Source organism: Gordonia sputi NBRC 100414 (assembly GCF_000248055.1).
Classification (GTDB): Bacteria; Actinomycetota; Actinomycetes; order Mycobacteriales; family Mycobacteriaceae; genus Gordonia; species Gordonia sputi.
This window is the reverse complement of record NZ_BAFC01000113.1, coordinates 33365-58030: the sequence shown is the minus strand read 5'-3', so window position 1 is coordinate 58030 and position 24666 is coordinate 33365. Positions and strand designations below refer to the sequence as shown.

23 protein-coding genes, 1 pseudogene and 1 riboswitch are annotated in these 24666 nt (G+C 65.0%); of the genes and pseudogenes, 10 read left to right on the top strand and 14 right to left on the bottom strand.

The features are described from left to right. Positions 1 to 3 precede the first annotated feature (3 nt). Positions 4 to 555: an isochorismatase family protein gene (locus GOSPT_RS18010; protein WP_005207893.1), complete on the top strand. Its 552-nt coding sequence runs from the start codon at positions 4 to 6 to the stop codon at positions 553 to 555. A 4-nt stretch (positions 556 to 559) separates the two neighbouring features. Further along, a complete protein-coding gene (locus GOSPT_RS18005) occupies positions 560 to 1468 on the top strand; it encodes a GlxA family transcriptional regulator (RefSeq protein WP_005207892.1) in 909 nt (302 codons plus the stop codon). A gap of 38 nt (positions 1469 to 1506) precedes the next feature. Here the strand turns inward: GOSPT_RS18005 and metX are convergent, their stop codons facing one another. Further along, positions 1507 to 2655: a homoserine O-acetyltransferase MetX gene (metX, locus tag GOSPT_RS18000; protein WP_005207890.1), complete on the bottom strand. Its 1149-nt coding sequence runs from the start codon at positions 2653 to 2655 to the stop codon at positions 1507 to 1509. A 29-nt stretch (positions 2656 to 2684) separates the two neighbouring features. Continuing rightward, entirely contained in the window at positions 2685 to 4007 is a 1323-nt protein-coding gene (locus GOSPT_RS17995; RefSeq protein ID WP_005207889.1) for a bifunctional o-acetylhomoserine/o-acetylserine sulfhydrylase, read from the bottom strand. Positions 4008 to 4069: 62 nt separating this feature from the next. Then, a riboswitch (SAM riboswitch) is annotated at positions 4070 to 4219 on the bottom strand. Positions 4220 to 4532: 313 nt separating this feature from the next. Between GOSPT_RS17995 and GOSPT_RS17990 the strand changes: the two genes are divergently transcribed. Further along, a complete protein-coding gene (locus GOSPT_RS17990; RefSeq protein WP_005207886.1) occupies positions 4533 to 6326 on the top strand; it encodes a cutinase family protein in 1794 nt (597 codons plus the stop codon). A 115-nt stretch (positions 6327 to 6441) separates the two neighbouring features. Next, a complete protein-coding gene (locus GOSPT_RS17985) occupies positions 6442 to 7686 on the top strand; it encodes an MFS transporter (RefSeq protein WP_231894917.1) in 1245 nt (414 codons plus the stop codon). 73 nt (positions 7687 to 7759) lie between these two features. On the opposite strand, the gene bfr is transcribed toward GOSPT_RS17985, so the two are convergent. Beyond that, positions 7760 to 8245 carry a bacterioferritin gene (gene bfr, locus GOSPT_RS17980; protein WP_005207884.1) on the bottom strand — a complete coding sequence of 162 codons (486 nt, stop codon included), beginning with the start codon at positions 8243 to 8245 and terminating at the stop codon, positions 7760 to 7762. 95 nt (positions 8246 to 8340) lie between these two features. After that, the gene (locus tag GOSPT_RS23295) at positions 8341 to 8532 is read right to left on the bottom strand and encodes a (2Fe-2S)-binding protein (protein ID WP_005207883.1); all 192 of its coding nucleotides are present in this window, start codon (positions 8530 to 8532) and stop codon (positions 8341 to 8343) included. A 144-nt stretch (positions 8533 to 8676) separates the two neighbouring features. On the opposite strand from GOSPT_RS23295, the gene GOSPT_RS17975 reads away from it, so the two are divergent. From GOSPT_RS17975 to GOSPT_RS17965, 3 genes are all read left to right on the top strand, one after another. Continuing rightward, a complete protein-coding gene (locus GOSPT_RS17975) occupies positions 8677 to 9522 on the top strand; it encodes an exodeoxyribonuclease III (RefSeq protein ID WP_039856608.1) in 846 nt (281 codons plus the stop codon). 80 nt (positions 9523 to 9602) lie between these two features. After that, positions 9603 to 10655, top strand: coding sequence for a tryptophan--tRNA ligase (gene trpS / locus GOSPT_RS17970; protein ID WP_039856578.1), 1053 nt, complete (start codon positions 9603 to 9605; stop codon positions 10653 to 10655). 69 nt (positions 10656 to 10724) lie between these two features. Then, positions 10725 to 11780 carry a YhjD/YihY/BrkB family envelope integrity protein gene (locus GOSPT_RS17965; protein ID WP_005207880.1) on the top strand — a complete coding sequence of 352 codons (1056 nt, stop codon included), beginning with the start codon at positions 10725 to 10727 and terminating at the stop codon, positions 11778 to 11780. Between the two features lie 5 nt (positions 11781 to 11785). On the opposite strand, the gene GOSPT_RS17960 is transcribed toward GOSPT_RS17965, so the two are convergent. The 3 genes from GOSPT_RS17960 to GOSPT_RS17950 all read right to left on the bottom strand — a co-directional run bounded on the left by GOSPT_RS17960 (position 11786) and on the right by GOSPT_RS17950 (position 15072). After that, a complete protein-coding gene (locus GOSPT_RS17960) occupies positions 11786 to 13150 on the bottom strand; it encodes a D-alanyl-D-alanine carboxypeptidase family protein (RefSeq protein ID WP_005207879.1) in 1365 nt (454 codons plus the stop codon). A gap of 99 nt (positions 13151 to 13249) precedes the next feature. Beyond that, positions 13250 to 14623 carry an aspartate aminotransferase family protein gene (locus GOSPT_RS17955; RefSeq protein ID WP_005207878.1) on the bottom strand — a complete coding sequence of 458 codons (1374 nt, stop codon included), beginning with the start codon at positions 14621 to 14623 and terminating at the stop codon, positions 13250 to 13252. Then, positions 14620 to 15072, bottom strand: a complete 453-nt coding sequence (locus GOSPT_RS17950; protein WP_005174049.1) for an Lrp/AsnC family transcriptional regulator — start codon at positions 15070 to 15072, stop codon at positions 14620 to 14622. Before GOSPT_RS17950 ends, GOSPT_RS17955 begins: the two co-directional genes overlap by 4 nt. Before the next feature lie 122 nt (positions 15073 to 15194). Here GOSPT_RS17950 and GOSPT_RS17945 point away from each other — a divergent pair, with 122 nt between their 5' ends. Both GOSPT_RS17945 and GOSPT_RS17940 read left to right on the top strand, forming a co-directional pair. Then, positions 15195 to 16694, top strand: a complete 1500-nt coding sequence (locus GOSPT_RS17945; protein WP_039856576.1) for a gamma-aminobutyraldehyde dehydrogenase — start codon at positions 15195 to 15197, stop codon at positions 16692 to 16694. Further along, positions 16694 to 18115: an NAD(P)/FAD-dependent oxidoreductase gene (locus GOSPT_RS17940; RefSeq protein ID WP_005207876.1), complete on the top strand. Its 1422-nt coding sequence runs from the start codon at positions 16694 to 16696 to the stop codon at positions 18113 to 18115. Before GOSPT_RS17945 ends, GOSPT_RS17940 begins: the two co-directional genes overlap by 1 nt. Positions 18116 to 18133: 18 nt before the next feature. Here the strand turns inward: GOSPT_RS17940 and GOSPT_RS24395 are convergent, their stop codons facing one another. The 3 genes from GOSPT_RS24395 to GOSPT_RS17930 form a co-directional block, all read right to left on the bottom strand. Beyond that, positions 18134 to 18361, bottom strand: a complete 228-nt coding sequence (locus GOSPT_RS24395) for a Rossmann-fold NAD(P)-binding domain-containing protein (RefSeq protein WP_005207875.1) — start codon at positions 18359 to 18361, stop codon at positions 18134 to 18136. After that, on the bottom strand, positions 18361 to 19062 hold the full coding sequence (locus GOSPT_RS17935) for an NAD-dependent epimerase/dehydratase family protein (RefSeq protein WP_005207874.1): 702 nt from the start codon (positions 19060 to 19062) through the stop codon (positions 18361 to 18363). Before GOSPT_RS17935 ends, GOSPT_RS24395 begins: the two co-directional genes overlap by 1 nt. 70 nt (positions 19063 to 19132) lie before the next feature. Continuing rightward, positions 19133 to 19579 carry a PaaI family thioesterase gene (locus GOSPT_RS17930; RefSeq protein WP_005207873.1) on the bottom strand — a complete coding sequence of 149 codons (447 nt, stop codon included), beginning with the start codon at positions 19577 to 19579 and terminating at the stop codon, positions 19133 to 19135. A 53-nt stretch (positions 19580 to 19632) separates the two neighbouring features. Between GOSPT_RS17930 and GOSPT_RS17925 the strand changes: the two genes are divergently transcribed. Next, on the top strand, positions 19633 to 20250 hold the full coding sequence (locus tag GOSPT_RS17925) for a TetR/AcrR family transcriptional regulator (RefSeq protein WP_039856574.1): 618 nt from the start codon (positions 19633 to 19635) through the stop codon (positions 20248 to 20250). A gap of 6 nt (positions 20251 to 20256) precedes the next feature. On the opposite strand, the gene GOSPT_RS17920 is transcribed toward GOSPT_RS17925, so the two are convergent. From GOSPT_RS17920 to GOSPT_RS17905, 4 genes and pseudogenes are all read right to left on the bottom strand, one after another. After that, positions 20257 to 20985 carry a type 1 glutamine amidotransferase gene (locus tag GOSPT_RS17920; protein ID WP_005207870.1) on the bottom strand — a complete coding sequence of 243 codons (729 nt, stop codon included), beginning with the start codon at positions 20983 to 20985 and terminating at the stop codon, positions 20257 to 20259. Continuing rightward, positions 20982 to 21920, bottom strand: coding sequence for a universal stress protein (locus tag GOSPT_RS17915; protein ID WP_005207867.1), 939 nt, complete (start codon positions 21918 to 21920; stop codon positions 20982 to 20984). Before GOSPT_RS17915 ends, GOSPT_RS17920 begins: the two co-directional genes overlap by 4 nt. Beyond that, positions 21910 to 23416, bottom strand: a pseudogene (locus tag GOSPT_RS17910) (APC family permease). Before GOSPT_RS17910 ends, GOSPT_RS17915 begins: the two are co-directional and overlap by 11 nt. Before the next feature lie 759 nt (positions 23417 to 24175). Continuing rightward, positions 24176 to 24595 carry a hypothetical protein gene (locus GOSPT_RS17905; RefSeq protein WP_005207863.1) on the bottom strand — a complete coding sequence of 140 codons (420 nt, stop codon included), beginning with the start codon at positions 24593 to 24595 and terminating at the stop codon, positions 24176 to 24178. Positions 24596 to 24666 lie beyond the last annotated feature (71 nt).

The following is a 24666-nucleotide window of genomic DNA, read 5'->3' as shown; positions in this document are numbered from 1 at the left end:
TACATGGCAAACGCATTGATCGTCATCGACGTCCAGGAATCGTTTCGACAGCAGCCCTCGTGGGAGCAGATCTCGGATCCGGAGATCGCCATCAGAGTGGCGGAGCTCGTGGAGTCGGCGCGTGTTCGCGGCGACCAGGTGATCTGGGTGCTGCACTCCGCCCCGGGCAGCGAGGGACCGTTCGATCCGGAACGCGGATTGGTGCGGCTCGTTGACGACCTCGTGCCCCGCTCCGACGAGCCGGTGATCGTCAAGACGAGTCACAATGCCTTCACCACAACCAATCTCGGGCAATTGCTGATCCACTCAGGAATCGATACCGTGCGTCTCGCAGGAATCCGCACGGAGCAGTGCGTGGAGACCACGGCCCGGGTCGCGAGCGATCTCGGCTACTCCGTCGAGGTGGTGATCGATGCGACGGCGACGCATCCACTGCCGCTCGCCGATGGGTCAGGGGTGCTTGACGCGGCGACGGTGATCGAGCGGACAGCGGCGGCGCTGTCGGGTCGATTCGCACTCGTCACCACACTCGCGGAACTCGGCATGCCAGCATGAGAGCATGACTGTCGATCGCCGTAGGCGTCGTGTCCTGATCGTGCTGCCGCCACGAGTGCACCTACTCGACGCGGCGGGACCGATACAGGCGTTCGCATCGGCGAACGATCTCGGCGGTGACTACGAGATCTCGACGGTAGCCGACACCGCCACTGTCACTTCCCATCAGGGGATCGCGTTGGGTGCGTCGACGACGTGGCCGGAATTGTCGACGCGCGACCTCGTGATGGTTGTGGGAGGGAAACTCGCGGCCGACGTGGCGCCTCTCGCAGATCACCTCGTCCTGCGTGTCGCCGAACACCATCGAGCGAGCGGTTCTGTGGCGAGCGTGTGCGCTGGTGCATTGACGCTCGCGCAGGCGGGCGTTCTCGACGGATTATGTGCGACAACGCATCACGAGTTGCTCGACCGGCTTGCGCGGTTCCGCGGGGTCGAGGTGGCCCACGGGGTGCTCTACACGTGCACACCCCGGGTACACACCTCCGCAGGCATAGCGAGCGGAATCGATCTCTCGTTACATCTCATCGCGCACGATCACGGACCCGCATTTGCCGCGAGGGTCGCTCGGACCCTCGTCGTGCCCGCATGGAGGCCGGGTACTGCTGGGCAGGCGCCGTTCACGCTCATGCACCGGGATCATCTCGACGATCTTGTACACCGTGCTCAGGATGTCATCGACCAGGTCGACGGCCCGCCACCCGATCTCGCGACGTTGGCGTCGACTCTTCATGTGGGGGCTCGAACACTGGTGCGGCACTTCGTGACAGCGACCGGGATGACTCCGCACGCCTACTCGGCGCAGGTGCGCCGTGAGGCGGCGAGCGAACTGGTGGCGCAGGGGTGGACACGAGAAGCTGCGGCGCGGGCGATCGGATACGCCGACGCCAGGTCGCTACGTGAGCGGGCACGCTGATCTATCAGCGGAGTACAACGGCAGCTGACGTCCTGACTTCAGCGACGCGCGAGATCGACTGTGCGCTTGAGTAGATCGCCGATGGCGTCGAATTCGGTGAGGAATCCGTCGTGGCCGTTGTCGGACTGAACCACCTGGAGGCCGCCGACGCAATTGCCGAGCTCTTCGGCGAGTTCGACCTGTAACCGCAAGGGGTACAGGCGATCCGAGTCGATACCGCCGACGATCACCGGAACGTTGCACGCGTTGAGTGCGGTCTTCACGCCACCGCGATCGCGCCCGACATCATGGTGGTTGAGTACTTCGCTGAGGATGACGTAGCTTCCCGGATCGAAACGCTCGACCAGTTTGCCCGCCTGGTGCTCGAGGTAGCTCTGCACTGCGTAGCGTCCGCCGGTGAGTGGATTCTCTTGGCCCTGAGCATCATTCGCGAAGCGTTCGTCGAGCTCCGGCTCGCTGCGGTAGGTCAGGTGCGCGATCCGACGAGCGATTCCCATTCCGGTCGTCGGCGCCTCGCCGGTGCCGTGATAGTCGCCGCCGTGCCACGCCGGATCGGACGTGATGGCTGCGATTTGCGTTGTCTGCGTACCGATCTGGTCGGCGGTCGCACGAGCGCCGACGGCTAGCACGAGTGCGCTTCGAACCCGTTCGGGGTACTCGATGATCCACTCGAGTGCGCGTGCGCCGCCCATCGAGCCGCCCACAACCGCGCCGATGCTCTCGATGCCCAGATGATCCATCAGTGCGACTTCGGCGCGGACCTGATCGAGCACGGTGAGTTGCGGGAAGCTCGAACCCCACGGTCGGCCGGTGGGGTCCAGCGATGCGGGCCCGGTCGATCCACGGCATCCGCCGAGCACGTTTGCCGAGATGACGCACCATTCGTCGGTGTCGACTGCCGCGCCGGGACCGATCAGACCGTCCCACCAGCCGGGGGAGGGATGAGCAGCATCGGCGGGTCCGGTCACGTGTGAATCGCCGGTCAGGGCGTGCAGCGTGAGGATGACGTTGTCGCGAGCAGGCGACAGTTTTCCCCACCGCTGAAAGGCGAGGGTCACGTCGTCGATCTGCTCACCGTTGTCGAGTGAGATCGACCCGAGACGGGCGCTGAGCATCTGGCCGTCCGGGGCGTTCTCCCAGTCCGGCCGTTGCTCTGTATCCGTCTGCGGGTCGATGCTCACCGACACAGGTGTCCTCGCTCCTTGCTCTGCGTTGGCTACTTGGCTGCTTCGAAACCCCGGTCGAGGTCGGCGAGGATGTCGTCGATTCCCTCGATGCCCACCGCGAGGCGGACGAGGCCGGGGGTGACACCCGCGGCGAGTTGCTCCTCGGGGGTCAGCTGGCTGTGGGTGGTCGATGCGGGGTGGATCACCAGTGAGCGCACATCACCGATGTTGGCGACGTGGCTGTGCAGTGTGAGCGCCTCGACGAACCGCTTGCCCGCGTCGACGCCGCCTGCGATCTCGAACCCGATGACAGCGCCCTGCCCCTTCGGTGCGAGCTCCTGGCCGCGCTTGTACCAGGGCGACGACGACAGACCGGCGTAGTAGACCTCCTCGACCTGCGGGTTGTCGTTGAGGTATTCGGCGACGCGCTGTGCGTTGGCGACGTGACGCTCGACGCGCAGGCTCAAGGTCTCGAGACCCTGTGCGAGCAGGAACGCGTTGAACGGCGAGATTGCTGCGCCGGTGTCGCGGAGCAACTGCACGCGTGCCTTGAGTGCGTACGCGGGAGCGCCGAGATCGGCGAAGACCGCGCCGTGGTAGCTCGGGTCGGGCGTGGTGAAACCGGGGAAGAGGTCTTTGCCGTCGCGCTGGACACGCCAGTCGAAGGTGCCGCCGTCGATGATCACGCCGCCGATCGCGGTTCCGTGCCCACCGATGTATTTGGTGGCCGAGTGCACGACGATGTCGGCGCCGTGCGCGAGCGGGTTGAGCAGATACGGGGTGGCGACGGTGTTGTCGACGATGAGCGGCACGCCGTTGCGATGTGCAACCCCCGAGATGCCCTCGATGTCGAGGATCTCGTTGTTCGGGTTGGAGATCGACTCGCCGTAGAACGCGCGCGTGTTGTCGCGGACTGCGGCCTGCCACGAGTCGAGATCTTCCGGATCCTCGACGAACGTGACCTCGATGCCGAGCTTGGGCAGCGTGTAGTGGAAGAGGTTGTAAGTTCCGCCGTAGAGGCGGGGACTCGACACGACGTGCCCGCCGTTCTCGACGATGTTGAGGATCGAGTACGTCTCCGCAGCCTGGCCCGACGCGACGAGCAGCGCCGCGACACCGCCCTCGAGAGCAGCGAGACGCTGCTCGACGACATCCTGTGTCGGGTTCATCAGGCGCGTGTAGATGTTGCCTGGCTCGGCAAGGCCGAACAGATTCGCGGCATGGGTGGTGTCGTTGAACGTGTACGACGTGGTCTGGTAGATCGGCAGAGCGCGGGCGTTGGTCGCCGCGTCGGCTGTCTGGCCTGCGTGAATCTGCTTGGTCTCGAAACTCCAGTTGTCGGCTGGATTCTGGTCGACGTCGACGTCAGACATTGAATACGCATCACTTTCTACGGTCGGCAGGGCACGACGACCCTGTTGGGGTCCGACCTTCGGACCCGCGCTTGCCGGGGACCCGAAACCATCATCGACGAATTGATCGTCGCAGAACGGGGTCCCACAACCCGGTCATCACCCGGAGCACCCCACCGCGGTTGGAGGGTTGCCGATCAGCGAGCCGGGGCTTTGCGCTGATACTCATGACCTGGCGTCAAGGATATAACACGGCCGAAATGAAGTGAGAACCCTCCGACGCAGCCTGGTTCTTGGGGTGGACAAGGGGTCGCAGCGGCGACACTGCGCGCGGGCGGCGAAAAGGCGCAATTGAAGCTCTCTCGTGTAGTCCGAACAGTCGAATCTGCCGTCCATCGTCGTCGGTTCGCCGATCGGCCGTCGGATTCTCTTGTGGCGTGGGTCACAGACTTCTACGATCCGAACATTCGCGAGTAACTCGGCCGGAGCGGACGCCGACGACCTCGCGGCGACGCGGCACAGATCGGCCGGATTGGTGGAGAACGCATGGGTGGTCACTTCGGTTTCCGGCGATCGATCACGGCGGCGAGCACACTCGGACTCGCCGCAGTCGCAGCGGTTCTTCTCGCCATAGGTCAAACCCCCGGCGCGGGTGTCGCGCGAGCCGAGGCCGCCGATGACGGCTGTGGCAACGGCGCGCTCGTCTTCGTCGGCGGTACGTGGGATCCCCAGGGACATCTGCTCGACGGCGTCACGCGCCAACCTCAATATGCCGGCTACACCGTCGAGCGTGTCGAGTATCCGGCGTCGATCTGGCCGTTGGGTGCCTTCGGCTTCGATGACAGTCAGTCGCAGGGCGTCGCCGCAACGATGTCGACCGTGGCGAATTATCAGGCGCAGTGTGATGGCAAACCGGTCGTGATCGTCGGGTACTCCCAGGGCGCGGGAATCGGCGGCGACGTACTCACCGATATCGGCACCGGCAACACTTCTGGCTACGAGATCTCATCGACCGACGTGTCCGGACTGCTCTACTCCGATCCGCGGCAAGCGGGAACTCTCTACGGACAGGGCATCGAACGCGTTCTGATCGGCGTGATCCCCGGCCTGACCATGGCGGGTGGACGCGACGTCGACGACTTCGGCGGGATTCCGGTGACCACCGTGTGCTTCACGGGCGATCCGATCTGTGATCTTCCCGACCCGCTTCACGACCCGATCGGAGCCCTCGACGGCCTCGCGGGCTACTGGGTCAAGCACGGTCTGTATCCGCTCTACATGTATCTGCCCGCCACCAAAGGAGCCCTGTGGGACGCCTGGGGAGTCAAACCGTTGGACTGCCAGGACACCACCGCTGAGGTCAACACCTGCCAGCTCGTCGTGCCGTCGTCGGCATGGGTTCTCACCCAGCAGTTCGTCGACAAGCTCGGTCTCGGCTGGACCGTGCCCGACCTCGTGAGCAAGCGGTGGAAGTTCCCGGACATCCTCGGCATCACACTGGCCGACTTCCAGCCGCCGATCCGGTGGGCCATGGGTTGGTTCCCGCAGTTGCCCGACCTCGGCTACGGCGGGGTGCTCACCGACGTCTACACGTTCCAGAACATGGCACAGGGGCTGTTCACGTGGAACCCGGTGCTCTGGGGTCAGGGCGTCGACGCGTTGCGGACCACTGTCAGGAGCATCGCGTCGATGCCGGTGAACTTCGGAAAGTTCTGGGCCTACACACTGACCGGCCGCGATGTCACCGGCATTCCCGGACCCGCGTACCGACCGTCGCTGGTCGCGTTCGAAGAGTGGCTCGCGTCGCTGCGCACCCCGACGACCACCAGCCAGACCGCGTCGGTGGCGGCGCTGTCAGCATCGGAGAAGATTGCCGACGCCCCGGGGGCCGTGGACACCGCGAAGACTCTCGGCGGGCCCGAAGCGCGCAGTGCCTCGGGTACTGATGGAATCTCCGGCGGGGGAATCTCCGGCCGACAAGGCGTCGACGATCCTGTCGGCTCGGGTGGCGCAGGCACAGGTGACGGGACCGGTACCGAAGCTGCGTCGACGCCTCCTGCCGGCAGCGGCTCACTGCAAACACAGGCGCCGCTCGGCGGCTCTTCGCAGCCGGTTGAGGCTCCCGGCGGCGCGCATGCGCCGAAGCCTGGACCAGGAGAGTCGACACCGGAGAAGCCTGCACCCGAGAAGCCGACGCCGGAGCAGTCAACATCGGAGCAGTCGACATCGGGGGAGTCGACACGCGACAAGTCGACATCTGACGAGTCGACACCCGGTGCGTCGACGCAGCAGCAGGGTGCCACCCCGAAATCAACGACGGCGGGCGCACCCGCCGCCTGACTCGGAACCCCTGCGCAGGCGGGGTGTGAACGATGTCACCGTCGACGACGGAATCACGCCCACTGGCGTGCTCGTTGCAGCGTGAATGTCCTCAACCGCCCCAACCGAGACGAACATGGCCGGGACCAGCAGTAACGTGGTCCACTCCAACACAACTCGTCGGTTCGCCATGCTGGCGATGGCGCTGGGCGGGTTCGGGATCGGCACCACGGAGTTCGTCGCGATGGGCTTACTGCCGAACATCGCGTCCTCGGTGCATGTCTCCGAGCCGACTGCGGGCTACGTCGTCTCGGCCTACGCACTCGGGGTGGTGGTCGGGGCGCCTCTCATCGCCGCACTGACCGCGCGGATGTCTCGTCGCACGCTGTTGATCGGGTTGATGGTGGCTTTCACGGTCGGCAATGCGGCCACTGTGTTGGCGCCCGACTTCGGGACGCTGATGGTCGCGAGATTCGTGGCCGGACTGCCGCATGGCGCGTACTTCGGCGTCGCTGCTCTCGTCGCGGCGCACCTGGCCGGACCTCGTAACCGTGCCAAGGCCGTCGGGCTGGTTCTCCTCGGATTGTCCGTAGCCAATGTCCTGGGTGTGCCGTTGGCGACCTGGCTCGGCGAAAGTCTGGGTTGGAGAGCAGCTTTCGTTGTCGTGGTGGTCATCGGCATCGTGACGATCGGCGCGCTGTTCATCACGTTGCCCGCACTCGACGACATGGCCGTCACCAATCCGATGACCGAACTCGGCGCACTCACGAGGCCTCAGGTGTGGTTGACGCCGGCGATCGGCTTCGTCGGCTTCGGCGGGATGTTCGCGTTCTACACGTACCTCAACACTGCGCTGACGAGCCTCACGGGCATCTCGGTCGGTTGGGTTCCGGTGGTGTTGATGGTCTTCGGTGTCGGCATGGTGGTCGGCAACCTGGTCGGCGGTGCTGCCGCCGATTCACACGTGCCGCGCGCGATTCTCGTGGGACTCGTCGCGACCGCGGTGGTGCTCGGATTGTTTGCCGCACTCGTCACATCGCCGTGGGCGGCCGTTCCATTGACGTTCCTCGTCGGGGTCAGCGCGACGGCGATGGTTCCCGCACTGCAAACCCGCCTGATGGACGTGGCCGAAGACGCTCAGACGCTCGCCGCGGCGCTCAACCATTCGGCACTCAACATTGCGAACGCACTCGGCGCGTGGCTCGGCGGCGTTGTCATCGCCGCAGGTCTCGGGTACCGCGCGCCGTCGGTTCTCGGGGCAGGACTCGCGGTTGCCGGGATCGTCGTACTGGGTGTGGCGCTGGCTGTCGCCCGGCGCACGGCCGCTCGCCACACAGCGGCATCGACTCAATCGGCATCGACTCAAGCGGCATCAACCTAAGCGACTTCACCTTCAGCGACATCGACCCCGGCACCTGTTGGTACCGGGGTCGATGTCGGAGTGAGTGGCTGGATCAGCCGACGTCGGGAGGCGTGGCGATCGTCTTCGACAGGTAGAGCGGCTCACCGAGCTTGTCGAGCAGCTCGAGCTGCGTCTCCAGATAGTCGATGTGGTGCTCCTCGTCCTTGAGGATCTCCTCGAAGATCTTGGCTGTCGTGATGTCCTGCTTCTCGCGGCACAGCACGATGCCCGGCTTCAGACGGTTGACCACCTCGATCTCGATCGCGAGGTCGGACTCGAACTGCTCACGGAGAGTCTGGCCGATGCGGAGCGGCAGCAGCTTCTGATAGTTGGGCAGACCTTCCAGGAAGAGGATGCGATCGGTCAGGATTTCCGCGTGGGTCATCTCTTCGATCGATTCGGCCCTCGTCTTCGAGGCGAGCTCGGTCAAGCCCCAGTTGTCCTGCATTTTTGAGTGCAAGAAGTACTGGTTGATGGCGGTGAGTTCACTGGTCAATTGCTCGTTGAGTAGAGCGATGACCTCATCGTCTCCACGCATGGCATACCTCCGGTTCGGACTGATTGTGACAGTGAACCTAGCACGCCAAAAGACCCCGTGGGGAATATCCGCACGGGGTGTTTTCGCAGGTCAGGCTAGGCTGCGCTAGTTGTGGCGACCCTTCCTGCGGTGCGCGAGGCGACGATCTGGGTGAGTCGTTCGATGCAGGTTCCGCAGCCTTCGCCTGCGCCGCAGCGCTCACTGACGGCGTCGGGAGTTCTGGCTCCGGCGTCGCAGTGCTCGTGGACCTCGTCCACCGTGACGGCCCGGCAAATACACACGAACATCTCGCACCTCGCATTCTGTTAGGCAAGGTTTACATAAAACCCTGACGATCGCAAGGTTCGCCTTACCTTTTGGACTCGGTCCGGATTGGCCTGCGGCGGGGTACGCGGCGTCGTTGTCGGTGGCTCGCCGTAATGTGGCGAACCGTGCCAACTGCGATCACCACCGTGAATGTGAACGGCGTCCGAGCGGCCACCAAGGTGCGCTCGGAGAACAATGCTGGATTCGTTCCGTGGCTGCGCTCCGCCGGAACCGACATCGTCCTCCTGCAGGAGATCCGCGCCAACGAAGAACAAGCCAGGGAAGTCCTCGAACCCCTGCTCGACGACGGATGGCACCTGTCGATGACGGAGTCGGTCGTCAAGGGACACGCGGGCGTCGGAGTGCTCAGCAAAGTCGAGCCGACGGCAGTGCGCGTCGGATTCTCCAGCGACGAATTCGATTCCACGGGAAGGTATCTCGAAGCAGACCTCGACATCGAAGGTGGAGCCGTCACCGTCGCGAGCCTCTATCTGCCCAAGGGTGCCGCAGCCCCGACGGCCGGCTCGTCGGAGAAGGACGCGGAGAAGTTCGCCGAGAAGAAGCGATTTCTCGACGCCTTCGGTGCGCACCTCGCCTCGTTGGCACGGAAGCGACGTCCGGTGGTGGTCGGCGGTGATTGGAACATCGCGCACTCTGAGCACGACATCAAGAACTGGAAAGGCAACCTGCGCAGCCCGGGCTTCCTTCCGCACGAGCGGGAGTGGGTCGGTGGATTGCTGGAGTCCGGTTGGTCTGACGTGATGCGCGAGCTCCACCCCGACGCAGACGGGCCGTACTCGTGGTGGTCGTGGCGCGGAAAGGCGTTCGACAACGACTCGGGCTGGCGGATCGACTATCACCTCGCCAACAAGGCAATGGCGGCGCGCACCGTCAAAGCGTTCGTCGACCGGGCCGACACCTACGACCGCCGGTGGTCTGATCACGCGCCGGTTACCGTCGTGTTCGAGTGACCCGCCGGAGCACCGTTGAGCAGCACGCCCGCATAGCACCTCCGAATAATGAGGTGCTGCCGTCTGAGAGACTGGAAGCCATGAGCGACGTCGAGAAATCACCTGCGTCGGGTACGCGGCGGCGGGTGTTGTCGGGTATCCAACCGACCAGCGATTCCTTCCACCTCGGAAACTATCTGGGTGCGGTGCGTCAGTGGGTCGAGCTGCAGGACGAGTTCGACGCCTTCTACTTCATCCCGGACATGCACGCGCTGACCGTGCAGTTCGACCCGTCGGTGCTCGCCGACCGCACACGCATGTCGGTGGCACAGTTGCTCGCCGTCGGCGTCGATCCCGCTCGCTCGACGGTGTATGTCCAGTCGCATGTCCCCGAGATCGCGCAGCTCACCTGGGTTCTCAACTGCATCACCGGATTCGGCGAGGCAAGCCGGATGACGCAGTTCAAGGACAAGGCCGCCAAGCAGGGTGTCGAGTCGTCGAGCGTCGGACTTTTCACCTATCCGATCCTGATGGCCGCCGACATCCTCGCGTTCCAGGTTGACCAGGTACCCGTCGGCGAAGACCAACGGCAGCACCTCGAGCTGACCCGGGATCTCGCGCAGCGATTCAACAAGCGCTTCGGCAAGGCGTTCACTGTGCCGCAGCCGTACATCGTCAAGGAGTTCGCCAAGATCTACGACCTGCAGAACCCGACGGCCAAGATGAGCAAGTCGGCCGAGACCGACAAGGGATTGATCAATCTTCTCGACGACCCGAAACGGTCGGCCAAGAAGATCCGGTCGGCGGTTACCGATACGGGCAGCGAGGTGGCGTTCGATCCCGAGAACAAGCCGGGAGTCTCGAATCTGCTCACCATCCAGGCGGCGTTGTCCGGGGTGGAGGTCGCCGATCTCGTCGCCAAGTACGAGGGCAAGGGATATGGCGACCTGAAGGTCGAGACAGCCGAGGTCCTCAGCGACTTCGTGACCCCGCTGCGCGGACGCGTCGACGAGTATCTCGCCGATCCCGCCTACCTCGACGGCATCCTCGCCGACGGTGCAGCGCGAGCGCGCTCGGTGGCGTCTGCGACGCTGCGCGATGTCTACGACAAGGTGGGGTTCCTGGCGCCGAGCGTGTCAGGTACCAAATCCTGACCCGCGGCACTCGTTTCCGGTAGACACGGTGAGTAGGGACAGCACCGACCGAAGGGGAAACGAGGGTCTATGGCTTCGGTGATCGATTCGGGCAAAGCGCTTGTCGCGCGCGGAAAGGACGAGTTCGAGTCGGCCCGAGAGCGGTGGGGCTGGCTCGACCACATCTTGCGCACGGTGCAGCGATACAACGATCGTCGCGGCAACCTCTACGCCGCGAGTATCACCTTCACCGGAATCCTCTCGATCGTGCCGATCATCATGGTCGCCTTCTCGATCGGCGGTTTTGTCCTCGCAGCCCACCCAGAGTGGCTCGACAGCATCAAGGACCAGATCGTCAAGGCCATGCCCGGCGAGCTCGGCACGACGCTCGAGAGCGCGATCGACTCGGCCATCGAATCACGCGCGACAGTCGGCATCATCGGTCTGGTCGGCGCGGCCTTGACCGGTATCGGGTGGATCTCCGGCGTGCGCCTGGGAATGACCGAGATGTTCGGGGGCAGGGTCAACCGCAATGCGGTCATGTCGAAGATCAGCGACCTCGTGATTTTCGTGTTGCTGGGTCTCGCCTTCCTGTTCACGCTCGGCCTCACCGCCCTGGGCAACAGCGGGTTGATCAACAAGATCCTCGAGTGGGCGCACGTCGACGGCTTCAGTGGCTCGACCGTCGTGGTGCGGGCTGTGGCCATCGTCGTATCCCTTGTCGCGACCTGGCTGCTCTTCGTATTCATATTTGCCCGACTTCCCTTGCATCCGTTGCCGTTTCGTAACGTGCTCAAGGCGGCCCTGCTCACCGCGATCATCTTCGAGATCCTCAAGTCTGTCGCAGGCATCTACCTGAAATCGGTGCTCGGCAGCCCGGCGGGTGCGGCGTTCGGACCACTGCTGGGCATCATGGTCTTCGGCTACCTGGCCTCGCGAATCGTTCTGTACGCCACGGCGTGGTGTGCCACGGACAGTGCCAATGAGCCCTACCAGGTGGTCGATCCCACCGAACAGCCCGAGCCGCCGACCGTCGTCGTGCGTCCGGTCTACGAGGTGGATCCTGTGCCGAAGGCCGGCCCGTTGGCCGTGGCGGCCGCGATCGGCGCCGCGGTGGCTCTCGTGACGCGGTCCAGGCGACGCTGACCCGATCAGCGGCGTCGGATCAAGCGAAGCGCAAGCAGGAGCAGGAGCAGCGCCGCCAGCAGCCCCACGAGTCCGACGAGGATGCGCACCGACCATCCAGATGTCGACTCTTGAAGAGCCGCGCCCTGGGGAGTCGACGCTTCGGCTTCGGTCGTCGGAACCGCGACGCGCGCGTCGTCGGAGGTATTCGCGCGTTCGCCTGAGGTCGATGCGAGTTCGCCCACCTTCGCCTCGCGTGGAGCGTGCGCACCGTAGGCGACGAGCGAGCGTGCCTGATCCCAGTAGTTGTCGTCGGCAGTCGACAAGCCGTACATCTGAACCACCAGAACGGTACGACCGTCCTTCTTGACGGCCCCGACGAACGTTTTCTGCGCGTCGTCGGTATAGCCGGTCTTGCCGCCGAGGACGCCCGGATCGCCTTCCAGCAGAAGATGATTCGACGTCTGCATCAGGTAGCCGGGGTGGTCGACGTCGCCGGGGACGTCGGGTCGTTTCGGGTACCCGGGAAACGGGTGGTTCGGCATGGCGATGATGTCGCGGAACGTCGAGTTCTGCATGGCGGCACGGAAGATCACCGCGAGGTCATATGGGGATGTCGACATTCCGGCGGAGTCGAGACCAGACGGGGTCGACGCCCTGGTGTCATACGCCTGCAGCGAGTGCGCGAGCTGGTTCATCTTGGTCAGCGTGGCGTCGATGCCGCCGAGGTCTCGCGCGATGACGTGGGCGCAGTCGTTTCCGGACACCATGAGGAGCCCGATCATCATGTCGCGCATGGTGTATTTGCCGCCCGGACCCATCCCGCACGAGTCGCCCTCGGCGCTCCAATCGTCTGCCGTCGCGGTGACCGGTTTGTCGAGCGAGATCCCCGAGCGCAATGCGGTGAGCGCGAGCAGGATCTTGATGGTCGACGCTGGGCGGTACCGACCGTGCGGGTCTTTGGCCGCGATCACGGCGCCGCTGTCGAGATCGGCGACCAGCCAGGCCGCCGACGTCAGCCGCTCCGGCACACGACCCGCCGACGAGTCTGCGACGACGCCGCACCCGCCCAACGCTTCGCCGCCGACCGGTGGGGAATGCACCGGCAGTGGGGTTGGTGTCGTCGAGCCGGGAGCCACGACTTCCGACTCGTCGACAGCGGGAGGCGGCGAGACCCGATGCGGGCAGTGGTCGGTGTCAGGCGAGGTGTCCTGCGACTGTGCCTGCGTCGGGGCCGCCCACGCGGGCGATGCGACCAGGCCCGGACCGATCGCGCCCACAGCGACGATCCCGACCGCAGCTGCAATCCTCACCACAGCGACGATCAGTGCGACCACGCGGCGGACGACGAAGTCTGTGGCGAAGGGCGCGGTGGCGCGAGTAGGACGCATATCGCACAGGAGGCTACAGCGCCTCACGTCATAGCGGTAGCGCGCCGGCGGAACTGCTTGTCCGCCGACGCGCCCGTCGTTGCTCAGTCCTGGAGAACCTCAGAGGAGTGTGTACGCCTCGGTGAGAACGCCACGCAGGATCTGCTCGATTTCGTCGAACTCTGCCTGGCCGCAGATGAGCGGCGGCGCGAGCTGGATGACCGGGTCGCCGCGGTCGTCGGCGCGACAATAGAGACCGGCGTCGAACAGCGCGGTTGAGAGGAATCCACGCAGGATGCGCTCGGACTCTGCCTCGGTGAACGTCTCCTTGGTGGCCTTGTCCTTGACCAGCTCGATGCCGTAGAAGAATCCTTCGCCACGCACGTCGCCGACGATCGGTAGGTCGTGGAGCTTCTCGAGCGTCGATCGGAACGCGGGCGCGGTGGTCTTCACGTGGTCGTTGAGTCCCTCGCGTTCGAAGATGTCGAGGTTGGCCAGCGCGACCGCCGCCGACACGGGGTGACCGCCGAACGTGTAGCCGTGCGCGAAGGTCGTCGTATTGTCGTTGAACGGCTCGAAGAGTCGCTCGCTGGCGATCATCGCGCCGATCGGCGAATAGCCCGATGTCATGCCCTTGGCACAGGTGATGATGTCGGGCTGATAGCCGAAGTCCTCGCAGGCGAACATCGACCCGATGCGGCCGAACGCGCAGATCACCTCATCGGAGACCAGCAGGACGTCGTACTCGTCGCAGATCTCGCGGACACGTTCGAAGTAGCCGGGCGGTGGCGGGAAACATCCGCCCGCGTTCTGGACCGGTTCGAGGAACACAGCTGCGACGGTGTCGGGGCCCTCGAACTCGATGGCCTCGGCAATGCGGTCGGCTGCCCAGCGGCCGAACTTCTTGGGGTCGGCAGCAAGTTCCTCGTCGGGAGCGCGGTAGATGTTGGTGTTCGGTGCGCGGAACCCTCCGGGAGTCAGCGGTTCGAACATCTTCTTGAGGTCGGGGATGCCGGTGATGGCCAGCGCGCCCTGCGGGGTGCCGTGGTAGGCGATCGAACGCGAGATCACCTTGTGCTTCATCGGTTTTCCGGTCAGCTTGAAGTACTGCTTGGCGAGTTTCCACGCGCTTTCGACGGCCTCGCCGCCACCGCTGGTGAAGAAGACGCGGTTGAGGTCGCCCGGCGCGTTGGCCGCGAGTCGCTCGGCGAGCTCGATGGCGGGAGGAGTGGCGTAGGACCACAGCGGAAAGAACGCCAGTTCTTTGGCCTGCTTTGCCGCCGCTTGGGCGAGCTCGTCACGTCCGTGCCCGACCTGGACGACGAAGAGTCCCGCGAGTCCGTCGAGGTAGCTGCGACCGCGATCGTCGAAGATGCGTGCGCCCTCACCTCGTGTGATCACCGGTGGCGTGATCTCGTCGCCGTGACGGGAGAAGTGTCCCCACAGGTGCGCAGCGCTTCGCTGCCCGAGGGATTCGGTTACGGATGCGGTCATCGTGTACCCCAATTGTATTGCTGTTTCACTAGTTTCAGATAAACGAGGGTCTCGGTCGAGTTCACCTCTGGGTGTGTTCGAACCCTACGATTGATGATGTCGAGGAGGTGATCGTCGTCCTCGCAGACAACCTCGATCATGATGTCGTAGGTACCGGCGGTCAGCACCACGTAGTCGATCTCGGGATGCTCGGCGAGTTGCCGGGCCAATCGCTCCGTATCGCCGGTGCAGCGGATGCCGACCATCGCCTGGCGGGAGAAGCCGAGCTTGAGCGGATCGGTTACCGCGACGATCTGCAGCAGGCCGCTCTCGCTGAGCTTCTGAACGCGGTTGCGCACAGCAGCTTCCGACAGGCCAACGGACTTGCCGATCGCCGCGTAGGAACTCCGGCCGTCGGCCTGGAGTTCTTCGATGATCTTCTTCGCGATGGCGTCGAGGTGTGTCGACATTGGTTCGCCCACATGTCGATGGTGGCGGATTCTGCAGATATTGGCAACCGAAACCACGGTTTCAGTTGAAAAGTGATGCTTCGAGTCGTGAATCCGTTGTTTTGGCGGTATCGTGATCTGTCGTGTCAACCATCACGACAGTTCCCAGTGGTTGGGTCGACGGTGCTCCCTGCAGCGGATCGGGACTCGATCACACAGTGATCGATCCCGCCACTGATACTCCGGTAGCGCACCTGGTGCTCGCCTCCGCCTCCGACGTTACCTCTGCGGTCGCACATGCCGCGCGCGCACAACACGATTGGGGTGGAGCCACGCCGGCGGAGAGGTCGGCGGTACTGCACACCTTCGCGCGTCTGCTCGACGCCAACGCCGATCTGTTGGCGAGCGAAGAGGTCTCACACACCGGCAAGGCGATCCGCCTAGCAACGGAATTCGACGTGCCGGGCAGTATCGACAACGTCGACTTCTTCGCGGGCGTTGCACGCAATCTCGACGGCAAGGCGAGTGCGGAGTACTCCGGCGACCACACGTCGTCGATTCGACGCGAACCCGTCGGGGTCGTCGGATCGATCACTCCGTGGAACTACCCCCTGCAGATGGCCGTGTGGAAAGTGTTGCCCGCGTTGGCCGCCGGGTGCTCCGTAGTACTCAAACCCGCGGAGATCACTCCGTTGACGACGCTGACACTCGCTCGCCTGGCGACGGAAGCGGGTCTGCCCGATGGCGTCTTCAACGTCCTGGTCGGCACTGGCGCGGATGTCGGCGCCGCCATCGCCGGACACCCCGACGTCGACATCGTGACCTTCACCGGTTCGACGGCGGTCGGGCGCATGGTGATGTCGCAGGCCGCGGCGAATGGCACGCGCGTACAACTCGAACTCGGTGGCAAGGCGCCGTTCGTCGTCTTCGACGATGCCGACCTCGACGCGGCGATCCAGGGTGCCGTCGCGGGAGCGCTCATCAACGCCGGACAGGACTGCACGGCCGCCACGCGGGCGATCGTCGCGCCGTCGCTCTACGACGAATTCGTGGCCGGCGTCGCCGATGTCATGTCGTCGGTGCGGGTCGGCGATCCGCGCGACCCCGACACCGACATGGGCTCACTCATCTCCCACGCACACCGCGACAAGGTCTCGGCAATGGTAGAACGTGCCCGCGCCGCCGGCGCGCGTGTGGTGACCGGCGGGGTGCTGCCCGACGGCCCCGGCAGCTTCTACCCGCCCACGTTGATCGCCGACGTCGCGGAGGACTCCGAGATCTACCGCGACGAGGTCTTCGGCCCGGTGCTGACCGTCTCGTCCTTCGCCGACGACGACGACGCGCTGCGCCGCGCGAACGACACGGTCTACGGACTCGCCGCATCGGCGTGGACGCGCGACGTCTACCGCGCGCAGCGGGCGAGCCGTGAGATCAAGGCGGGCTGCGTGTGGATCAACGACCACATCCCGATCATCAGCGAGATGCCGCACGGCGGTGTCGGCGCGTCGGGCTTTGGCAAGGACATGTCGACCTACTCGCTCGACGAGTACCTGACCGTCAAACACGTGATGAGTGATATCACCGGTGTTGCCCGAAAGCCTTGGCATCGAACGGTGTTCACGAATCCGGGAGAGGTTTGCTGATGAGCGAGGCATGGGCCACAGAGCCCACAGCACGCGGGGCAGCACTGGTCTCCACCGCGCACGCGTCGTCGTATTGGCTCGATCGCGCGGATCGGCCTGCGCCGCGTCCGCGCGTGCTCGGTGAGGTGACCGCCGATCTCGTCATCGTCGGTGGGGGTTTCACCGGACTGTGGACCGCGGTGCAAGCCGCAGAACGCAATCCGGGACGTCGGATCGTGCTGGTCGAGCGTGATCGGATCGCCGAGCACGCCAGCGGACGCAACGGCGGCTTCTGCTCGGCGAGCCTCACCCATGGCCTCGGTAATGGCATGGAACGCTTTGCCGACGAATTGCCGACACTGCTGCGCCTCGGTCACGAGACGCTCGACGCCATCGATGAGGCCATCCGCCGCCACGGCATCGCTGCCGACGCCGAGCGCACCGGCGAACTCGACTTTGCCAATTTCGATTGGCAGGCAGACGAATTGGCCGAGTACGCGGCGTCGGCAAGAGAACTCGGCGAAGACCTGCCGCTGCTGACGGAGGCGCAGGCGCGCGAACGTGTCGACTCGCCGATGGTGGCGGGAGCGGTGTTCGATCCCGCCGTCATCATGCTCGACCCCGCGCGACTGGCGTGGGGTCTTGCCGACGCCGCGGAACGTCTCGGCGTGCAGATCTTCGAGCAGTCGGAAGTGACCGGAATCAGCAGCGAGGGTGACAGGTTGCGACTGGGTACCGGCCTCGGCGAGATCGTCGCCGATCGAGCCGTACTCGCGACGTCGGCGAGCCCGTCGCTGGTTCGTCGTCTACGGCTGTACACGGTGCCGGTGTGGGACTACGCGATCATGACCGAACCGCTGTCGGAGGCGCAGCTCGCGTCGATCGGCTGGAAGGGCAGGGAGGGACTTGCCGACGCGGGGCCGCGGTTCCACTACTTCCGTCTGACCGCCGACAACCGAATTCTGTTCGGCGGCTGGGATGCGTTGTACCACTACAGATCCGACGATTCTCCGCGTCACCAGCAGGAACCGCGCGAGTTCGCATTGCTCGGCGAGCATCTGCTGCAGATGTTTCCGCAACTCGAGGGTATCCGCGCAAGTCACGCGTGGGGTGGGGCCATCGATACGTGCTCGCGGTTCTGTGCGTTCTGGGACCGCTCGTACGGTGGACGCGTCGTCACCGCGGTGGGGTTCACCGGTCTCGGCGTCGGTGCGTCGCACTTCGCTGCCGCAACGGCACTCGACCTCGTCGACGGTGCCGACACCGAGCGCACGCGTTTGAACATGGTGCGCTCCAAGCCGATTCCGTTTCCGCCGGAACCCTTGCGCGCGTTCGGCATCAACATGACCCGCCGCGAACTGGCTCGCAGCGAGCGGCGTCAGGGCAAGCGCGGCCTGTGGTTGACCGTGATGGACAAGGTCGGGCTGGGCTTCGACAGCTGATGTGGCCGCGCGCGTTGTCTAGTAAGTGACGAGTTGGGCGACGCCTGCGTCGTACGTGGTCACGGCGAAGTCGGGGAAGGCTCGGGTGAACTTGTCGGAGACGAAGACGGTGTCGACGCCGTAGCGCGGCAACAACTCCCACAGTTCGCGGACGTTCTTGCTGAAGAGTCTGCCGAGCGCGAAGACGGGTGTGCCGAGCACCGTGTACTTGTTCCGGTGGCCGCTCGCCTGTGAGGTCAGCTCCATCAGCTGTGCGTAGGTGCGTAGGTGCGTCGGTTGCTGTCGATCGGGAGATGCCAGGTCTGCCCGTAGGCCGACTCGGTGTTGCCGATCAGCGCCATCGCCCGGCTGGCGTCGGGAGTCCAGATCAGGGACCGCAGGGTGTCGTCGCGGATCGGGACGAACGTCCGCTTGTGCTGCGCGATTCGATCGAAAACCAATGCGTTGGTGAAGCTTTGGGTCTGGTCCGGACCGTAGAACTCGGGGGCACGACAGATCACGGCGTCGACGGTTCCCGCGTTCATCGCGTCGAGCAACATGGTTGCGGTCTGCGCGCGCGTGCGGCCCTTGCTGCCTGCGGGGCGGAATGGGGTGTACTCGGTCTGTGGCTCACTCGTCATCGGATACATATAGGTGTTGTCGAAGAACACGAGCTTCGTGCCGTGGTGAGCGCAGGCATCGATCGCGTTGCGCATCATCACCGGAAAACGCTGCGCCCACATCTGAGAATCGGCGGGCAGTCCGACGGTCAGGTATGCGATGTCGCTTCCCGCGACAGCGGCGTCGGTGTGGGCGGCATCCATGAGGTCGGCGGCGACAAGTTCGTCGGTCTCGTTCACCCGCCGGGGGTGTCTGCTGACGAGGCGGATGTCGCGGGTGTGGTTGCGGTGGAGCTCGCGAGCGAGCTCTGTCCCGATCTGCCCGTTGGCGCCAAGGATCGTCTGCATGGTTCGACGCTAAGCGTCGATGTAAGCAGTGTCAACAATTATTGGCGCGCAGTGTGTCCGCAGTTGTTGGTCAGCCGATCTGATAGGTGCCCGTCGCGCGGGCGACAAGTGTGCCCGCAGTTGCGGAGATCAGATCAACAGTGCAGTGGCACAGCCGATTTCCGTTGTGGAGGCGGTCGGCGACGATGCGCAGATCGTCGGCGATCAGTGGGCTGATGAAGTTCACCGACATCGCGGTGGTGACTCCACGAAGCCGATCGGAAATGGGTCGGCCTGCCCAGGCGGCCGCCATGATTCCGATGTCCGCACATGCGCTGATCGCGCCGCCGTGGACCATCTCGCCGATGGTCGTCAGCTCCGGCCGGTAGGGCATGACCAGTTCGGCGTGGCCGTCGGTGATGTCGGTCAGTCGTAGCCCGAGTTCTGCCACGAAGGGCGAGCGGGGGATGAGTAGTGATATCACCTCGGAGCCGTCGGTGGGTGTTGGCAGGTCGGAGGTGGAGACCGTGGGAGACATGTCGATCCTTCTGTAGTTGGACTATGAAAACGTAGTCAGACTACAATTAGCACATGTCCTCACTGCTTGACGAGCCCCGCGATCGACGACGACGGCGGACGCGGGCCGCTGTGCTCGACGCCGCCGCCGAGTTGTTCTCACGCAACGGATTTCGTGGCACGTCGGTCGATGCGATCGCTGCGAACGCCGACGTCGCGCTGACATCGCTGTATGGGAATTTCCCCGACGGCAAGGCAGAGGTCTACGCGGTGGTCGCGTGTCGACTGGCGCGCGACCACGCCGAACGGATGCGGCGCAGCGTCGAGGGAACCGGTGGTGGGGCGCCGACGGCTCGCGCGGCGTTCGAGGAGTATGTGCGCTTCCATCGGGACGAGCCGCTCGCCTTCCGGATGCTGGGTCTCGCCGACGTGTCCGAGGTGCACGGGGATGTCGTCGACCAGGCGCGGTCGGAGATCGCGCGGGCACTCACGGGCGTAGCCGACGACGTGATTGATGCGATCGACTCCGACGACCCCTCCGCTCGTTCGTCGGTACTGCTCGCATGGGCGGCCATCAACGGGGTTCTCGCGCTCGAACAACGTGGGCACATCGGCGCCGCCACCAGTGACAGCCTGCTCGCTGACGCCGTGGAACTCCACGTTGCCCGCGTGGCGCAGGTGTCCGATGTGTGAGCGGGCCTAGCGTGTTTGTCGCGCGACGACGACGTCGAACCACCGCGACATCGCTGCCGCAGCCATCGCGCGGGTCGTCGACTCGACGTCGGCGAGGTCGGCGCTGACCTGATCGGGGCCACTTGGACCCAGCGCATCGACGAGTTCGGTGCGGTAGTCGGGGTCGTCGAGCCAGGTGGCGAACAGCGGGGAGTCGACTTCGAGATGGAACTGCAGGCCGTAACTCGCGCCGAGACGGAACGCCTGGTTCGGGTACGCCTCCGACGACGCGAGCAGCGTCGCGCCTTCGGGTAGTTCGAATGTGTCGTAGTGCCACTGCATGCAGTCGAATGTCTTGTCCGACAGGTCTTTCCAGACAGGGTCGACGACGCCGTCCGGGGTCCAGGTGACCTTCGAGATACCGATCTCGGGGGCAGGTCCCGTGCTGACCTTCGCATCGGCCGCGCTCGCGAGCAACTGAGATCCGAGGCAGACTCCCCAGATCGGTACATCCTCGGCCAGTGCCCGTCGCAGGAACTCGATCTCGTCGTCGATCCACGGATGGGTCGGGCCGTCGTTGGCTCCCATTCCGCCGCCCATCACTGCGATGGCGTCGAACGACGCAGGGTCGTCGGGAAACGTGTCGCGCTCGGCTCGCAACGTGGTGACCTCGGCGTCGTGTGGAAGACCGCCCGCGTACGTGCCGAGTGATTCGCACTCGGCGTGCCTGATCTCGAGCAGTCGCAGCGTCGTCACTTCTCCTGCGCCTTGGTTGCTGTCGGTTCCGTGGCTTCAGTGTCTGCGGTTGATTCCTTGGGTACGACGATCACCGGGGCTGTGGTCCAGCGCAGAATGCGTGCGGCCGTCGTGCCGAGGAAGACGCGATTGTCGGCGCCCAGGTGCCCCGAGCCGACAGCGACGATGTCGTTGGCGTCCCACGGGAGATTGGCGAGCGCTTCGTCGAGGGTGTCGCCATCGGCGACGAGGACGTCCACCTCGAGGTCGACGTCGAGCTGGTCACGGGTGTGTTCGAGGAGCTTCCGCGCAACGTCGACCTGTTGCTTGCGCACCGCGAGGCTGGTGTCGTCGACCGTTGGGTCCAGTGACACCAACGAGAGCAGACGTACGTCGATCGACGCGGCTTCGGCGAAGCGGATGGCGAACGGGAGGGGGTCGCTGGCCGACTTCTTGACCGGCACGGCGACGGTGATCATGTCGATCACGACGTCGGAGCGACGCGCGTATCCACGCGGCGCCAGCGCGACGGGCAGGGGAGAGGAATGCAGCAACTCGGTACTCACCGTGCCGAGAGCGTGACGCGAGATGATGCCGTCGCCCGTGCCGCCGACGACGATCATCGCCGCTCCGGATTGCTCGGCGACCTCGATGAGGCCCTCGGTGAACGACTCGTGCACGGTGACGACGGTGCGCACCTCGATGCCCTCCGGGATGCGTGATGCACCGTCGGCAAGCCATTCCGCCGCTTGGTTTTCGAGGCGCTCCATGTACTGATCGATGCCCGGTTGGCCGTCGTAGGGGACGGGGTGGACCACGCAGATGAGGTCGATCGCCGCGCCCGTCTTGGTTGCGATGGCCGCGCCGAGTGCGACCCCGTCGTCCCCCGATTGTGTGGCGAGATAGCCGACAGCGACACGTTTCGGGCTCGCAGCGGAGTTGTCGTCAGTAGACATCGGGGACCTTCACTTCGGTATTCGCGTTGAGGGTCTTGCCCTTGAAGAAGTCGCTGTCGGCGGCGCAGCAGGCGAGCATCAACGGGACCCCGAGGACCAGCATGCCGACGCCGAGGATGAACACGCCACCGATTCCGCCGATCGACGTCGAACCGTAGTCGGGGTTGATCATGTCGATGGCGCTCTTGATGAATGCCCAGGCCATCGCGATGCCGCCGAAGAGTGGGAAGAGTCCGCGCATGAAGAAGTTTCGGGCGGAGTCGAACAGGGTTCGACGGAAGTACCAGACACACGAGAACGCGGTGATGCCGTAGTAGAACGCGACGGCGAGACCGAGTGACGCGATCGAGTCGGCGAGCGTGTTCTGACTCGCGAACGACAGCACGAGGTAGAAGATCAGCGCCGACGCCCCCATCACGGCCGTGCCGAACGCAGGCGTCATGTAGCGCGGGTGGATGTAGGCGAACCGCTGGGGGGAGCGCCTTGTACACGGCCATTGACAGCGTGCCGCGTGCCGTCGGCAGGATGGTCGACTGCGTCGAAGACAGGGCCGAGATGCTGACGACGAGCAGCAACGCCGACGCCATCACGGCGCCCGCGACCGGTTCGCCGAGGATGGTGAGCACGTCGTCGGTGTTGTCGGGGTTGTTCAGACCGATGCCGGTGGTGCCGAAACCTGCGAACGATTCGACGGCGTAGGCGACCAAGACGTAGGTGGCAACGAGGATCAGGCAGCAGATCACCGCCGCCCGGCCGGGTGTCTTCTCGGGATCCTTGGTTTCCTCACCCACTGCCAGGCACGCGTCCCATCCCCAGTAGATGAAGATGCACAGGATCACCGCCGCGGCGATCGACGACTGGTCGAGACCCGTCGGCGACAACCAACTCCACTGAGGTGTGACGGCCTGGGGGCCGGCGTGGTCGGTCGCGACCTTCACGAGCGCGATGACGCTCGCCAGGATCAGGATGCCGAACTGGATGAACATGAGCACCGACTGGATGCGCTCACTGATGACGATGCCGCGGATGCTGATCCACGTCATCACGATGATGAAGAAGCACCCGAGAGCGACCTTGGCCCAGAGGTTGTCGGCGAGTGAATCGAGGTGCAGAAAGCGGAGCAGGTACACGGCCGCGATCTCGGCGACGTTGGCGAGCACGATGATCGCCGACACCGCGAGACCCCATCCACCGATCCACCCGATCCACGGCCCGAACGCTTTGGTGCCCCAGGTGAAGGTCGTTCCGCAGTCGGGGGTGTCGCGCGAGAGCTCCCGGTAGGCGAACGCCACCAGCAGCATCGGGATGAACGCGATCACGAACATCGCAGGCGCTTTGCTGTGCACCGCCGCGACCACGTAGCCGAGCGTCGCGGCCAGACTGTAGGCGGGCGCCACTGCCGACAGTCCGATGATCACGTTGCCCAGCAGTCCGATCGACCCGGCCCGCAGTCCCTTGTCGCCCGACTGGATCTCGGCGTGAAGCTTCTCTGCCATGCCGTGATCACCCCCTATGACGTCGCTCAGTGGTTCGTCAAGACTATGGTTCCCGCAGAGTCTGTGCGCGGTGACGGAGCAAATCGACGTCGAATCGGCGGGATTGATTCGGAATACGCGATTTTTGTCCGATTCGACGAGGCTAAAGATTTTAGGCGCGCTCAGGGGTTTGGGGTGTGCGCTGGGCGGCTCGGGCGCGCGCGTCCGGACCGGTTTTGGCCCGCGCAGAAAGTGGGGGAAGGGTGCGGCGTCGTGGTGGGGCGGTGGCCGCTCGGCGTTCGGCCCGCGCAGAAAGTGGGGGAAGGATTCTTTCCTCGGGTTGTGTGCTCTTCCTTGGGTAGCTTCGCGGGGAAACGTCGAGGAGTGGGGGAAGAGTTCTTTCCGCGACATTTTTCCGTGTGTTTTGGGAGCTGTCCGCGGCCGCGCGCGTGAACCGGCGTCGGGAACTAGGGGAAGAGCTGCGCGCTGGGCGTCGGGAAGTAGGGGAAGGGCGTGCGGGGGCGTCGGAAACTCGGGGAAAGACGGGGTGGTTGGTGCTGGGGTGGTCGGGCGGCCGCCGGCGGGCTGGACGGCGCGCTGACCTGCGCAGAAACTAGGGGAAACGATCCTTCCTCGGGTTTTAGGCCGTTCCTTGGGTAGCTTCGCGGGGAAACGTCGACACCCCGGGGAAAGAACCCTTCCCCTACTTTCTGCCCCGGGCGGGAGCCAGAACCCGCCCCCGAACCGCGCCCCCGACCCGGCCGGCAACCGCGCGGCGTGTCAGCTCTTTCGACGCGGCGTCGGGCGGTCGCACGTCGCGAGGGCGTGGGCGCCGCGGGCGGTGTGGTCGCGGACCTTGACCTTGCCGACCCAGATCTCGCAGCGAGCGAAGCGACCCGTCGAGCCGAAGGAGACGTCGATGTTCTGATTGCGGGACCGGCTGACAATCGTGAGCGATCCCGACCAGAGGCCGCTCGCGTCGTCGTGCGTCGGAAGCCGCACGTCGGATTGGTGGCGGATTTTGTTGTCGGCGTCGAACCAGACGATCTGCTCGTTCCACTCGCGGTCGGAGCTGACAGAAATGGTCACCACGTCGCCGGTGCCCGGGAATCGGGTCGACGCCGCGGCGGGCGTGGCGGTGCTCAGTAGCGCTCCGCACACGAGGATCAGCAGGCTGACGAGGATGGATCGGATGGTCATGGGTTCGCTCCGTTCGGCGTGTCGAGTCCACGGCTGTGGCCTTGAGGACTTGGACGCACGCGAACCCCGAT

Bases quoted from the DNA above. Each gene is read 5' to 3' on its own strand.
- GOSPT_RS18010 (WP_005207893.1), top strand. From the start codon at position 4: ATGGCAAACGCATTGATCGTCATCGACGTCCAGGAATCGTTTCGACAG.
- GOSPT_RS18005 (WP_005207892.1), top strand. From the start codon at position 560: ATGACTGTCGATCGCCGTAGGCGTCGTGTCCTGATCGTGCTGCCGCCA.
- GOSPT_RS17995 (WP_005207889.1), bottom strand. From the start codon at position 4,007: ATGTCTGACGTCGACGTCGACCAGAATCCAGCCGACAACTGGAGTTTC.
- GOSPT_RS17990 (WP_005207886.1), top strand. From the start codon at position 4,533: ATGGGTGGTCACTTCGGTTTCCGGCGATCGATCACGGCGGCGAGCACA.
- GOSPT_RS17985 (WP_231894917.1), top strand. From the start codon at position 6,442: ATGGCCGGGACCAGCAGTAACGTGGTCCACTCCAACACAACTCGTCGG.
- bfr (WP_005207884.1), bottom strand. From the start codon at position 8,245: ATGCGTGGAGACGATGAGGTCATCGCTCTACTCAACGAGCAATTGACC.
- GOSPT_RS23295 (WP_005207883.1), bottom strand. From the start codon at position 8,532: ATGTTCGTGTGTATTTGCCGGGCCGTCACGGTGGACGAGGTCCACGAG.
- trpS (WP_039856578.1), top strand. From the start codon at position 9,603: ATGAGCGACGTCGAGAAATCACCTGCGTCGGGTACGCGGCGGCGGGTG.
- GOSPT_RS17965 (WP_005207880.1), top strand. From the start codon at position 10,725: ATGGCTTCGGTGATCGATTCGGGCAAAGCGCTTGTCGCGCGCGGAAAG.
- GOSPT_RS17960 (WP_005207879.1), bottom strand. From the start codon at position 13,150: ATGCGTCCTACTCGCGCCACCGCGCCCTTCGCCACAGACTTCGTCGTC.
- GOSPT_RS17955 (WP_005207878.1), bottom strand. From the start codon at position 14,623: ATGACCGCATCCGTAACCGAATCCCTCGGGCAGCGAAGCGCTGCGCAC.
- GOSPT_RS17950 (WP_005174049.1), bottom strand. From the start codon at position 15,072: ATGTCGACACACCTCGACGCCATCGCGAAGAAGATCATCGAAGAACTC.
- GOSPT_RS17940 (WP_005207876.1), top strand. From the start codon at position 16,694: ATGAGCGAGGCATGGGCCACAGAGCCCACAGCACGCGGGGCAGCACTG.
- GOSPT_RS24395 (WP_005207875.1), bottom strand. From the start codon at position 18,361: ATGGAGCTGACCTCACAGGCGAGCGGCCACCGGAACAAGTACACGGTG.
- GOSPT_RS17935 (WP_005207874.1), bottom strand. From the start codon at position 19,062: ATGCAGACGATCCTTGGCGCCAACGGGCAGATCGGGACAGAGCTCGCT.
- GOSPT_RS17930 (WP_005207873.1), bottom strand. From the start codon at position 19,579: ATGTCTCCCACGGTCTCCACCTCCGACCTGCCAACACCCACCGACGGC.
- GOSPT_RS17925 (WP_039856574.1), top strand. From the start codon at position 19,633: ATGTCCTCACTGCTTGACGAGCCCCGCGATCGACGACGACGGCGGACG.
- GOSPT_RS17915 (WP_005207867.1), bottom strand. From the start codon at position 21,920: ATGTCTACTGACGACAACTCCGCTGCGAGCCCGAAACGTGTCGCTGTC.
- GOSPT_RS17905 (WP_005207863.1), bottom strand. From the start codon at position 24,595: ATGACCATCCGATCCATCCTCGTCAGCCTGCTGATCCTCGTGTGCGGA.